The following is an 11,729-nucleotide window of genomic DNA, read 5'->3' as shown; positions in this document are numbered from 1 at the left end:
ATATCCTCCGTGAAACTACTTTTTAGCGGCAAGCTAATGACAAATTTAGCCCCACCAAGGACTGATTTTTCAACCCAGTAATCACCTTGATGCCAAGATACAATTTTACTCACAATAGCGAGTCCTAAACCAAACCCACCTGTTTTTTTGTCTCTACTCTTATCGAGGCGCGTAAAAGGTTTAAACACATTTTCTCGCTCCATTTCAGCGATACCTATTCCATCGTCTTCAACAATAAATAGTATGCTGCGAGGCTCTGTAAGCAGTGTTACTTTTACTTGGCTTGTTGCGTACTTAATAGCATTACCAATCAAGTTCTGAAATACGCGAGCAATGAAATGACTATCGCATTTATAGCTTAACTTATCAGGCAAGTTATTTATAAGTCTAGTTCGCGTGTCAAAATTTAGCTTTTCAATACTTGTTTTAACCAATCCGACTAGATCACAACTTACAGACTGTAAACTTGGTTGCTGAGAGTCTAACCTTGCGTATTCAAGCATTTCTGAAACAAGTGATTCAAGTTCATTTATATCAGCGCTCATATTAGCTAAATATTTTTCGCTTTTATCATCTAAAAGTTGATCTTGGAGCATAGCAATTGCAAATTTAAGACGTGCCAACGGCGTTCGAAATTCATGAGAAACAGACGATGTAAGCTCCTGCTGAGCTGTTAATAAAAAAGTTATACGTTGTTGCATTACTTTTAGTGTATCGGTAACGGGTAAAAAAAACGATTTAGAGGTATTTGTTAATTGAAAATCTTGCAAGCCTTCGACGGCCTCACATGCGTGTCGCAATTTAGAAAAATCACGCCAAAGTAAAAAGCTCCAAAGACCTACAGGCACACCAACAATAATAAGTAATAATAAATATGGCCAAACAGAAGTGGGGGTAGACGTTGATACTCCTACAGGACCAACCTGTAGCAGTTCATTTTCGCTAAGCTCTACATACCATACAATACGTTGTTGTTTATCGTATAAATAGAGGTAGTGATTGTCTGTTAATTTCGCTTGTTGTGCTAAAGGTAATATTAAATCACGACGAGCAATTATGTGGCTTTCAAAATTATGTTCTAGCTTTTTTAGACCGTTAGGAGTTTGTGAGAGCAACCAAAGCGATTGCCCAAACTCATCGTCTAATAATACTTGCTGCTGTGAGTCTTCATAAGGCCATAACTGTTCAACTACACCGCTTACTACGAATAAAGAAACCACGATGTAAATATATAAACTCGTAAACAGTTTTCCCATTAAAGCCGACTAACCCATAACATTAATTATAATTCCCATGCATCAGAAACAAATAAATAACCTTGTCCCCACACTGTTTTGATACGATAAGGCTTATCGCTATTGTCACCTAGTTTTTTACGAATGCGTGATACCCTAACGTCAACAGTTCGATCAAGACCGTCGTACTGACGTCCTATCATATGTTGATGGACATGTTCACGACTAAGCACTTCACCCGCATTAGAGGCCAGTAACCAAAGCAGTTCAAATTCATGAGAAGTAAGCGTTATTTCATTATTATTTAATTTTACGATACGGCTTGTTTTATCTATGCTTAGATCACCAAACTGTAACTCTTCACTTGCTTTCACGATAGGTTGACCACGGCGTAACAGCGCATTTATTCTAGCGAGTAATACACGCGGTTCGGCAGGCTTTATAACGTAGTCATCAGCACCAAGCTCTAAACCAAGTACCTGATCAAAATCTTCACCTTTGGCTGTTAGCATAAGAATAGGCAGAGTATATTTATCGCGAACTTGACGGCAAACGCTAAAACCATCTTTTCCTGGTAGCATTACATCTAAAATAATTAGATCGACTGGATTAGCTTCTAAGTAGTCAAAGACTGCATCGCCACGATCTAACACTGCGACTTCTAAGCCGTTATGTTCAAGATAATCTTTTGTTAATTGCTGTAAGCCGAGATCATCTTCAACAAGTAAAATTTTTGGCATTAGTTGCTCCTAATTTAAAAAAAGCTCCACGGAGAGCGAAGTCTGCGCCTATTTTTCTTTGCGTGCGCGCTCTGTACTTCAACCTGTATTTTTGCTAATAGTACACCCGTGTGAGGATTGATTAGGGAGTATATGGTCTCTACCTGAACCCGCGCTTTATAATTGAATTGCCCCGAACGTTGCTGTTTCCAACAATAAATTTTTTCATCTTGTTGATATAAACAAACATCACTCAATGCTTCTTGCTGCCAATTAAATTGTAAATCAAGATCACAAAATGCTTGTTGCTCAGAAATCACACATACTTTGGGAGAGACGCTAAAATTAGCGGTTTGTGCTCTGCAAGAACCACTAAATAGCGATGCTATAAACACAATAAACATTAAATACTTCATATTAAAAAGTATGATCTAATCCTATAAAGGCAGTCATTGAATAAGCATGTTCAAAGAGCGGACTACCATCCATAGCCGAATAATTGTAATATGCTAAATGAAAACGAAGTGAGTTAACCTTACTCAGCGGCCAACGGGCGTCGATTTTAGCATAAGGCTGCCAACTACTGCCAACATCAATTTTACCTAATTGAGTTTCGTCGGTTTTTAGTCCATAGAAATAGTCATTTAGTTCAGCCGATTTATAATTTATTCCCAGCGTCGGTTTTATTTTTAACTTTCCAACTTCAGCATGATATTGCCACTGCAATGCACCACGCAATCCGTTATAAACACTGGTAACATCATGAAGTGCTTGAATAGAAAATACGTTAGCATCATCTACATAGTGATATGCAATCCCCGCATCGAGGGCAATATGGCGTTTTTCTATGTCATTTATATTGATATTTTTGGGAGATGAAGTACTTTGTTGCTGCACTAACTGACTGTTTAACGCACTCGTTTGCAGAGTAAAAATATTAGTAGGATGCCAATCAATAAAAAAACGAGACTCTGCATTTAATTCACTAACAAGGTTTAAATTATGTTTTTGACTTTGTATAAAAGAATAACCAAGCCTTCCATTATCGAAAAACCAGTGCTGGCCATAAAAAGCCACCTGCGGAATCAACACAAGGGGAATGTTGTCCCCACCTCGTAATGGGTTTGTAACAACTCCAGCACCAACGCTTAGACTAAAATGCCACTGCTCTATAGCTATATGTTGCTCTTCAAACTCTTGTGTTACATTTTTAGCTTGCTGTCCATTGGCAGCAAAGCATGCAACTAAAGTGATCAGCAAAAAAGCTGTTAATATTGAAAAGTTAAACCGCATCAGTATAAGTCAAAGTGTGTGAAAATTATTAAGTGCCCCATAGTAGCAAGGTCGTTTTAAACTAGCTCTAGCTAGTTACAATCATTCACAATTTTTATACATATTAATTAACTTGTGTGCATTATTTGAACAACTAAACATCTGGCGCTATCTCTATTCGATTACGACCATGAGTTTTTGCTATGTAAAGCGCTCTATTAGCGCGTTCAACTAACACAGTGCCATTAGTAAATGGTCGTAGAATAGCCAAACCAAAACTCGCAGAAATAGCACGTTTAGTATTGGTATCACCTTTTTTACGAACAGCCAATTTTGCAATATCCAAACGAATACAATCTGCAAATGCCATCATATCGTTGATAGTGTCAAAATAAGCTGTAATACAAAATTCTTCACCGCCATAACGATAAACTTTTGCAGTCTCTTTAATTTTTTCTTTCACTTTTTTTGCTACTAACTTTAATACTTCGTCACCTTTTTGATGGCCAAAGTCATCATTAAAACGCTTAAAATGATCAATATCAAACATAATGAGAACCGCAAGTGATGTGTGTTGATTTTGCTCAGAATACTTTTTACAAAAATCCGTAATATCTAAATCAAACTTACCTCGGTTATAAAAACCAGTAAGAAGGTCTGTATCAGCAACTTTTTTTGAAACATTGAGTGCTTCTTTTAAGTCTTTTATTTCATTATAAGCAAATGCAAGTTTAGTTTGAAACTCACGTGCATGATTTTGCATTGCAATCGATTCATCGGTTAAACGTTCAACGCACCCAAGCACTTGATTATACGAGCTAATATCTGTAATCAAATTTAACTCATTCTGGGAGTCAACCAAGGTTGTAGTAAAACTTTTTGAATGCTCAAGCGCAATGCCTAAATCTTGTTGCACTTGATCGATTGTGCTATAAAATTTTTCGGATACGTCTTGAAATAACGCTAAATCGTCTTTATTTAAATGCTTATCAAATATTGCCTTCGCTCTATCTTGAGTGCATGTTTGTTGCTGAGCAATGACATGATCAAGCTCTGCATTTAAAGAGGGTTTATTACCTTGTATATAACAATACCAAATAGCGTAATTGATTGGCGTAACCGGCATGCGGTACTTTACCATCATAGGAATCGCCTTTTTTAGGCATTGAGCAGAATGAGCAAGTGATACGGCACGATCCATAGTAAAATAAACTCTCAAGCGTCATTATTTTTATTGTTAGGTTTTTGATGTTAATTAATAGTAAACCTATAAGCAACTAATATTCATACTATTTTATGAACTAAATGAATATTTGATCCTTTAAATAGCACTTGCGTCTAAAGTTTGTGCAATACTCCATAAAGCGCTAATAGCAGGATCATTTAACTCTTTACGAAGGACAGCTAGACCAATCTCAAAACCTTCTGGAGTAGCCCTCTTTGTATCCAATACTTGTACCTTATCCTGCAGTGGACTGTTATCTAGCACTATTTTAGGGACCATTGCGACACCTAAACCCAGACTCACCATTGACACCATAGCTTCATGTCCAGCGACTTGCGCATAAATCTTTCCATGAACATTATTTTTACGCCACCACTGCTCAAGTCGTTGCCTTGAAAAACCTTGCTCCGGAACAATAAATTCAAGTTCAGACCAATCAATATTATCACCGCTCTTTATTAACTTTTCAGTGATCTGACAATGAATTCTAGGTGCAATTAAAACAAGTGGTGAATAGCCTATTTTTACAAATGCTATTTGTGTAGGAAGCTTATTTGGCTTGGCTGCAATTGCCATCGACTCGTGACCATCGAGTACCCTATTAATAGCTAAAGCTGGATCACCGGTATTTAAAGTTATTTCGATATGCTGATGCTGTGCACGTAATTGCTCTAATATTTGATGTAAAAAACTATAAGAAGCTGTCACTGAGCAATAAATACTAACATTGCCATAAATATGCTGTTGTGGATCTTTCACATTCGCTTTAAAACGTTGCCAACTGGCTAACGTTGCCGTAGCGTAATCAATAAACGACTCTCCTTCACGTGTTAATTTAACACTGCGGTTATCGCGTATAAATAATGCAACACCAACCTCTTCTTCCAAGTGTTTTATATTGCGGCTCAAAGTAGGTGCACTTATATGGCAAAGTTCGCTTGCGCGGCCAAAATGAAGTGTTTTAGCCAGTGCTAAAAAGTAGTTTAAATGTTTATGATCCATGCCAAACTCAGTATTTCATATTATGAAACACTTTAATTCAAATATATCATTTTACGCAAGTAACTATTTTACATATGGTGTTTGTAAGCGCAGTAAACATTGCGCATCTAACAAATATTACTTTATAGGACACTAACAATGGCGAATTATTTCAATACCTTACCTTTACGCGAGCAATTAGCGCAATTAGCGCAATGTGAATTTATGGACGCAGCCGAATTTGCCGATGGCGTTGATGCACTTAAAGGTAAAAAACTCGTTATTGTAGGCTGTGGCGCACAAGGTTTAAACCAAGGCTTAAACTTACGTGACTCTGGTTTAGATGTTTCATACACATTACGTGCATCAGCCATTTCTGAGCGCCGTCAATCTTTCCTTAATGCATCTGAAAATGGCTTTACTGTAGGCACTTACGAAGAATTAATTCCTACAGCCGACGTAGTACTTAACTTAACGCCAGATAAACAACATACCGCTGTAGTAAGTGCGATTATGCCGCTTATGAAAAAAGACTCTACACTTGCTTACTCTCATGGCTTTAATATTGTTGAAGAAGGCATGCAAGTGCGTGAAGACATTACCGTAATCATGGTTGCGCCTAAGTGTCCTGGTTCTGAAGTCCGTGAAGAATACAAACGTGGTTTTGGTGTACCAACTCTAATTGCAGTTCACCCAGAAAATGACCCTCAAGGTCTTGGTTTAGCACAAGCTAAAGCGTATGCAGCGGGTACTGGCGGACATCGCGCAGGTGTACTTAAATCATCATTTATCGCCGAAGTTAAATCTGATCTAATGGGCGAGCAAACCATTTTATGTGGCATGTTACAAACTGGCTCTATTTTATGTTTTGATAAAATGATAGAAAAAGGCATTGATGCTGGTTACGCATCAAAACTAATTCAATACGGTTGGGAAGTAATTACCGAAGCACTTAAGTACGGCGGCGTTACTAACATGCTTGACCGCCTTTCAAACCCTGCAAAAGTAAAAGCGTTTGAACTAAGTGAAGAGCTAAAACTAATTATGCGCCCGCTTTATAATAAGCACCAAGATGACATCATCGACGGTACTTTCTCACGCACCATGATGGAAGACTGGAATAACGATGACGTAAACTTACTTAAATGGCGCGCAGAAACAGCTGAAACTAACTTTGAAAAAACTCCAGCTGGCGATGTAGAGATTTCTGAACAAGAATTTTTTGATAACGGTATTTTAATGGTAGCAATGGTTAAAGCAGGTGTTGAACTTGCATTTGAAACCATGACTGCCGCAGGTATTATTGAAGAGTCGGCTTACTACGAGTCATTACACGAAACGCCATTAATTGCTAATACTATTGCGCGTAAAAAGCTTTTTGAAATGAACCGTACTATCTCTGATACTGCAGAATACGGCTGTTATTTATATAACCATGCATGTTTACCATTACTTGCTGATTTTATGAAAAACGTTGATACAGACATTATTGGTAAAGGCCTTGGCGAGCACAGTAACCAAGTTGATAACCAAACATTAATTCAAATCAATGCGGCACTGCGTGAACACCCTGTTGAAAAAGTAGGTGCTAAACTACGTGGCTACATGTCTGCAATGAAGAAAATTGTTTAATTCTAGACAATAAAAGTTTCGCTTGTTAGAAACCAAGCCCATATGCTTTTAGCACGTGGGCTTTTTTATGCATATTCACAACACTGCTTACTTTCATTTGTTCAGCTTAAGCTAATAATTAGCCCATAATAAATAATGTGCTAACATGGCTTTCTAATTAAGTTGTAAAATAAATTATTATGATGTTACAAAACCTTTCTATTACTCAAAAAATAACAGCCCTTGGCAGTAGTATTGCTATCTTTGTTGCCGCACTAATAGGCCTAACCTCGTTATACAGTTCAGAAGATATTATTGAACAACGTATGATTGAGTCTGAACTTCCAAGTAAGCTGCAAACTATCAGTAACCATATTGGTGGTGAAATAAACGCACTCATTGGTGCTGCTGAACAATTATCGTCAAATGAATTCATTTTACAATGGTCGCAAACTAATACTAAAAATGATGCTGTCTTACTTAAAGAATTAAACCGTTTAGTTACGCAGTACAATTTAGCAACCGCGTCTTGGGCAAATAGAGACACAGCTCAATATTGGAACCAAAATGGCTTTTTGCGCGTATTAAAAAATGATACTGCTGATGGCTGGTTTTTTGCATTTAAACAATCGAAAAAACCATACTCAATAAGTATTTACCAAGAGTCTGCAAATGATGTAAAAATGTTTATAAATCATCAACAGCCTAATGGAACAGGCTTAGCTGGCCTTGCTAAAAGTATTACTGAGATGCAAAAGCTATTGCAGCAATTTAAAATTGAACAAACTGGTTTTGTATTTATTGCAGATAAAAGTGGTTTAATTCAGCTGCATAAAGATTCAAGTAAAGTAGCAAAAGTTAATATTGATGAATTATTTACAGCTGACATACACAACCAGCTATTAAGCAGTTATGGCTTTGTATTAAAAGAAATAAACTTAAATGGTGAACCAACCCTCGTGGCGGCAACACCAATCAAAAACACCGATTTATATGTTGTCGCCCAAGTGCCAAAAAGTGAAGTATTCGCAAGCGTAAATACCCTGCAATGGCAAATTTTTACTTTTACATTAATCATTGCATTAGTTGCTAGCCTAATTAGTTACTTACTTGCTCGATCGCTCTCATCACCTTTATCTAAAATGGCAGAACTATTTTCACGCTTGGGTTCTGGTGATGCTAATCTTGCTTATAGATTACCGGAATCAAGCCAACCAGAGCTTAATAACTTAAGTGCTGGTTTTAATCAGTTTATCGAAAAAATAGAAATTGCTATTCAGCAAGTCGCGAATGAAAGCCATGACATAAGAAAAAGTTCAGATCATGTTTTTGAACAAGCTAAACGCAATTCACTCGCTATCGATAGTCAAAAAGAACAAACGATCTCGGTTGCTACTGCAATAAACCAAATGGGTGCAACAGTACAGGAAATAGCACAAAGTGCGGCAAACACAGCAAAACTCACTGATAGCAGCCGTGAAAAAACTATACAAAGCCATCAGCAAGTTGTTCAAAGTCAGACAACTATTTCTGCTCTTGCGAGTGATATAGATGGCATTACAGAGCAAGTTACCCTGTTGTCCAAAAAAACAATTGATATTGCTAACATTATTGATGCAATCAGAAGCATTTCTGAACAAACTAATTTATTGGCATTGAACGCAGCTATTGAATCGGCTCGAGCTGGAGAGCATGGTCGCGGGTTTGCTGTTGTTGCCGACGAAGTGCGCGCACTAGCAAACCGTACTTCTCAGTCAACAAATGAAATTCAGTCAATGATAGAAGAGCTAACACAGATTTCTGATGATGTAGTTAACGATATTAGCCAATCAAAAGATAAAGCGCAGCAAAGCGTAGGGGCAATGCAAAACTCAGTAGAGTTACTCAATACGATAACCGAAACTGCAAACCAAATAAACGATATGGCCACACTTATAGCCACAGCAACAGAGCAGCAAAGCAATGTAGTTGCCGATGTAGGACGTAACATTGAGCAAATAAGTGAAATTAGTGATAAAGCAATGAGTGAGCAAATTAATACAGAGCAAGCCATTCGTGATTTAGCAAATAGCGCTCAAACTCTTGATGAGCTTGTCGATACATTTGAAAAGCATCGTTAAGTGGTTTGGCACTGCTATTACGAACAAGCTAGCATTAACTGCAGTTAATGCTAGCTTGTTCGCAGAGGTGAAGTTTTAATTACGATGAATAAAATTAATTAAAGTTTATATTTACAGCGATTTAGTCTTGTTAATATCCACTTTTTTAAAATTGAGAACATATGCCTCTTTTCTAACTTTTGTCAGTTTTTTAATCTGATGCTCCAACTTACTCGCATCACTTTTACTGCCCACTTTTTGTTGGTGGATAAGCAGTAAAGGGCCTTTCCCTCTGAGGTTTTTGGCCCCTTTACCCACTTGATGTGTAGCAAAGCGTTTTTCTACATTTGTTGTAATACCCGTGTACCAATGCCCAAAGCGAGTCTGCACGATGTACAAATACCAAATAGAATCCCTTTTTACATTACAAGATTCAATATGATGTAAACTTTTTTCATTATTAATGGTCAAAATATTACCTTAACGCCCTTAACAAAAAACAATTGCTAAAAGGGTTTTACCTTCAGTGACTAATCGGTATCATGCAGATTATAAAAAATAAGGATCACAACTAACAATGCAGTCGTTAAAAACTTTTTCCCTTTGGCTTATCGTTGCACTAACACTCAGTACAACAGCGGGTTGTTCTAGCTGGGTATACAGAATCAACATCCCTCAAGGTAATTTTTTAGAGCAATCTGATGTTGAAAAGCTTCGTGTTAGTATGACTCGAGAGCAAGTTATTTACGTTTTAGGCCGTCCAATTGCCGAGGATGCTTTTGATAACAATACATGGCGTTACGTTTATAGCTTCAATAAAGGCCGTAAAAACGAGCAACACAAATCTTTAGTTATTAAATTTGAAAACGAAAAACTAGTCTCTATTTCGGGCGATTATGATCAGCCAGAAAATTTTAACACACCGCTAGAGCAATAAAAAAGCGAGTTGTGCGTTAATAAAAAAGGTGAGCCGTGCTCACCTTTTTTATTTCTACGTTAACGTTCTAATGGACGCCCACCCGTTACTTTGTTTGCTCGCCCTTCTTCCTTTGCTTTTTCAGCGCGTTTTCTACGGGCATCTTTAGGATCTGCAATTAATGGGCGATAAATTTCAACTCTATCACCATTTTTAAGTTCTTGATTTAATTTTACCGTTCGATTCCAAACGCCTAGAGTTAATGAAGTAGCCTCTATTTCTGGACATTTTTCTATAATGCCAGATTGGATAACAGCTTGCTCTGCTGTCGTCCCCTCTGGTACTTCAAGTGATAAACACGTCGCCATGGTTGGTAGTGCAAATACCACCTCAACATTAATCATACTCGCGCTCCATAAACCTGCTTGGCACGTTGAGTAAATGCACTCACCATGTTTTTGGCAACATCGTTAAATATTTTACCAAATGCAAGTTCGATTAATTTGCTTGAAAACTCAAACTCTAGCTCTAAATAAACTTTACATGCTTTAGCATCAAGTGCTTGAAAGTGCCAACGACCCTGCAGCATTTTAAATGGCCCATCCACTAGGCGCAGTAACACGGTTTGTTCATCAACAAAGGTGTTTTCGGTGGTAAACCACTTTTTTATACCCGCCTTAGATATTTCTAAACTCGCGGTCATGTTATTATCATGCTGTGAAACAATTTTTGAGTCTGAGCAATTTGGTAAAAACTGTGAATAAGCTTCTACATCATTAACTAGATCAAACATCTCTTTAGTGCTGTACATAACCAGCGCACTTTTTTCTATTTGTGGCATACTCACTCCCAACTGTGTGGGCGAATTTTAGCAAGCTTTGTGCGTTTCCCCAAATTTTCATACAGCTTAAATAAAAGCTTAATTTTTAAAAGCATTATTAAAAAATCGATGTAAAACATCTCACATTACGTATATTATAGGGCACTATGGCTAAGAAAAATTCATCAAAATCGACAAGTAATACCATCGCGCTAAACAAAAAAGCGCGACATGAGTATTTTTTACACGATAAGTTTGAAGCGGGTGTCGAACTCCAAGGCTGGGAAGTTAAAAGTATCCGAGCTGGAAAAGTAAACATCACCGAAACTTATATTCACCTTAAAAATGGCGAAGCATTTTTACTTGGCGCGCAAATCCAGCCACTTAATAGTGCATCAACCCACGTAATTTGCGATCCGTTACGTTATCGTAAATTACTATTAAGCAGACGCGAACTTGACCGTCTACTCGGAGCAACAGAGCGAGATGGTTATTCATTAATTGCTACTGCTATGTACTGGAAGAAATGTTGGGTAAAACTTGAATTTCATCTAGCAAAAGGTAAAAAGCTACATGACAAACGAGACGACGGGAAAAACAAAGATTGGTCTCGCGAAAAAGAACGCTTAATGAAGCACAAAGTATAATAAAAATGCCTAACCTTGTTAGGCATTTTATTTGATATGGATAACCTCCCCGTAGTAAACAGATCTCAAGCAGCTATTTAAAATGTTAACTCTGTTGAGCTTAATAGCAATAAAGTTGCGAGCGTCACGTAAATTCGCTTTGATAAATCTAGGCAAAAATTTTTATATTTAGTTGTTCTAAATAAAAAATTTTAACAACGCCAT

At 37.3% G+C, this 11,729-nt stretch carries 13 protein-coding genes; 4 read left to right on the top strand and 9 right to left on the bottom strand.

The genetic code is table 11. From position 1 onward, the window contains the following. The 6 genes from P20495_RS20480 to ilvY all read right to left on the bottom strand — a co-directional run. The coding region (locus tag P20495_RS20480; RefSeq protein WP_083829665.1) for an ATP-binding protein at window positions 1-1,256 on the bottom strand (1,256 nt) is incomplete at its 3' end. A 26-nt stretch (window positions 1,257-1,282) separates the two neighbouring features. Then, entirely contained in the window at window positions 1,283-1,975 is a 693-nt protein-coding gene (locus P20495_RS11365) for a response regulator (protein ID WP_007378650.1), read from the bottom strand. 14 nt (window positions 1,976-1,989) lie between these two features. After that, window positions 1,990-2,358, bottom strand: a complete 369-nt coding sequence (locus P20495_RS11370) for a DUF3019 domain-containing protein (protein ID WP_007378649.1) — start codon at window positions 2,356-2,358, stop codon at window positions 1,990-1,992. 13 nt (window positions 2,359-2,371) lie between these two features. Next, window positions 2,372-3,247 (bottom strand): MipA/OmpV family protein, encoded by an 876-nt coding sequence (locus P20495_RS11375; protein WP_008135878.1) that lies wholly within the window; start codon window positions 3,245-3,247, stop codon window positions 2,372-2,374. A 133-nt stretch (window positions 3,248-3,380) separates the two neighbouring features. Further along, a complete protein-coding gene (locus P20495_RS11380) occupies window positions 3,381-4,367 on the bottom strand; it encodes a GGDEF domain-containing protein (protein ID WP_008135875.1) in 987 nt (328 codons plus the stop codon). Between the two features lie 180 nt (window positions 4,368-4,547). Then, a complete protein-coding gene (gene ilvY, locus P20495_RS11385) occupies window positions 4,548-5,453 on the bottom strand; it encodes an HTH-type transcriptional activator IlvY (protein WP_007378646.1) in 906 nt (301 codons plus the stop codon). A 138-nt stretch (window positions 5,454-5,591) separates the two neighbouring features. On the opposite strand from ilvY, the gene ilvC reads away from it, so the two are divergent. Both ilvC and P20495_RS11395 read left to right on the top strand, forming a co-directional pair. Next, complete coding sequence (gene ilvC / locus P20495_RS11390) at window positions 5,592-7,064, top strand: ketol-acid reductoisomerase (RefSeq protein WP_008135873.1); 1,473 nt, start codon at window positions 5,592-5,594, stop codon at window positions 7,062-7,064. Window positions 7,065-7,243: 179 nt separating this feature from the next. Next, window positions 7,244-9,163: a methyl-accepting chemotaxis protein gene (locus P20495_RS11395; protein ID WP_033015609.1), complete on the top strand. Its 1,920-nt coding sequence runs from the start codon at window positions 7,244-7,246 to the stop codon at window positions 9,161-9,163. Between the two features lie 111 nt (window positions 9,164-9,274). Here the strand turns inward: P20495_RS11395 and P20495_RS11400 are convergent, their stop codons facing one another. Further along, window positions 9,275-9,613, bottom strand: coding sequence for a GIY-YIG nuclease family protein (locus P20495_RS11400; RefSeq protein WP_193371851.1), 339 nt, complete (start codon window positions 9,611-9,613; stop codon window positions 9,275-9,277). A 106-nt stretch (window positions 9,614-9,719) separates the two neighbouring features. Here P20495_RS11400 and P20495_RS11405 point away from each other — a divergent pair, with 106 nt between their 5' ends. Beyond that, window positions 9,720-10,079 (top strand): outer membrane protein assembly factor BamE, encoded by a 360-nt coding sequence (locus tag P20495_RS11405; RefSeq protein WP_008135869.1) that lies wholly within the window; start codon window positions 9,720-9,722, stop codon window positions 10,077-10,079. A gap of 59 nt (window positions 10,080-10,138) precedes the next feature. Here the strand turns inward: P20495_RS11405 and P20495_RS11410 are convergent, their stop codons facing one another. Further along, window positions 10,139-10,462: an RnfH family protein gene (locus tag P20495_RS11410; RefSeq protein ID WP_007378641.1), complete on the bottom strand. Its 324-nt coding sequence runs from the start codon at window positions 10,460-10,462 to the stop codon at window positions 10,139-10,141. Then, the gene (locus tag P20495_RS11415) at window positions 10,459-10,899 is read right to left on the bottom strand and encodes a type II toxin-antitoxin system RatA family toxin (protein WP_007378640.1); all 441 of its coding nucleotides are present in this window, start codon (window positions 10,897-10,899) and stop codon (window positions 10,459-10,461) included. The genes P20495_RS11410 and P20495_RS11415 overlap by 4 nt, the downstream gene beginning before the upstream one ends. 146 nt (window positions 10,900-11,045) lie before the next feature. Between P20495_RS11415 and smpB the strand changes: the two genes are divergently transcribed. Beyond that, window positions 11,046-11,525 carry an SsrA-binding protein SmpB gene (gene smpB / locus P20495_RS11420; RefSeq protein ID WP_004335699.1) on the top strand — a complete coding sequence of 160 codons (480 nt, stop codon included), beginning with the start codon at window positions 11,046-11,048 and terminating at the stop codon, window positions 11,523-11,525. Window positions 11,526-11,729: the final 204 nt, after the last annotated feature.

It is taken from the genome of Pseudoalteromonas sp. BSi20495 (assembly GCF_000241185.1).
GTDB lineage: Bacteria > Pseudomonadota > Gammaproteobacteria > Enterobacterales > Alteromonadaceae > Pseudoalteromonas > Pseudoalteromonas fuliginea.
This window is presented reverse-complemented; position numbering and strand designations above follow the sequence as displayed.

Coding starts and splice junctions, on each gene's coding strand:
- P20495_RS11365 (WP_007378650.1), bottom strand. CDS start 1,975: ATGCCAAAAATTTTACTTGTTGAAGATGATCTCGGCTTACAGCAATTA.
- P20495_RS11370 (WP_007378649.1), bottom strand. CDS start 2,358: ATGTTTATTGTGTTTATAGCATCGCTATTTAGTGGTTCTTGCAGAGCA.
- P20495_RS11375 (WP_008135878.1), bottom strand. CDS start 3,247: ATGCGGTTTAACTTTTCAATATTAACAGCTTTTTTGCTGATCACTTTA.
- P20495_RS11380 (WP_008135875.1), bottom strand. CDS start 4,367: ATGGTAAAGTACCGCATGCCGGTTACGCCAATCAATTACGCTATTTGG.
- ilvY (WP_007378646.1), bottom strand. CDS start 5,453: ATGGATCATAAACATTTAAACTACTTTTTAGCACTGGCTAAAACACTT.
- ilvC (WP_008135873.1), top strand. CDS start 5,592: ATGGCGAATTATTTCAATACCTTACCTTTACGCGAGCAATTAGCGCAA.
- P20495_RS11395 (WP_033015609.1), top strand. CDS start 7,244: ATGATGTTACAAAACCTTTCTATTACTCAAAAAATAACAGCCCTTGGC.
- P20495_RS11405 (WP_008135869.1), top strand. CDS start 9,720: ATGCAGTCGTTAAAAACTTTTTCCCTTTGGCTTATCGTTGCACTAACA.
- P20495_RS11410 (WP_007378641.1), bottom strand. CDS start 10,462: ATGATTAATGTTGAGGTGGTATTTGCACTACCAACCATGGCGACGTGT.
- P20495_RS11415 (WP_007378640.1), bottom strand. CDS start 10,899: ATGCCACAAATAGAAAAAAGTGCGCTGGTTATGTACAGCACTAAAGAG.
- smpB (WP_004335699.1), top strand. CDS start 11,046: ATGGCTAAGAAAAATTCATCAAAATCGACAAGTAATACCATCGCGCTA.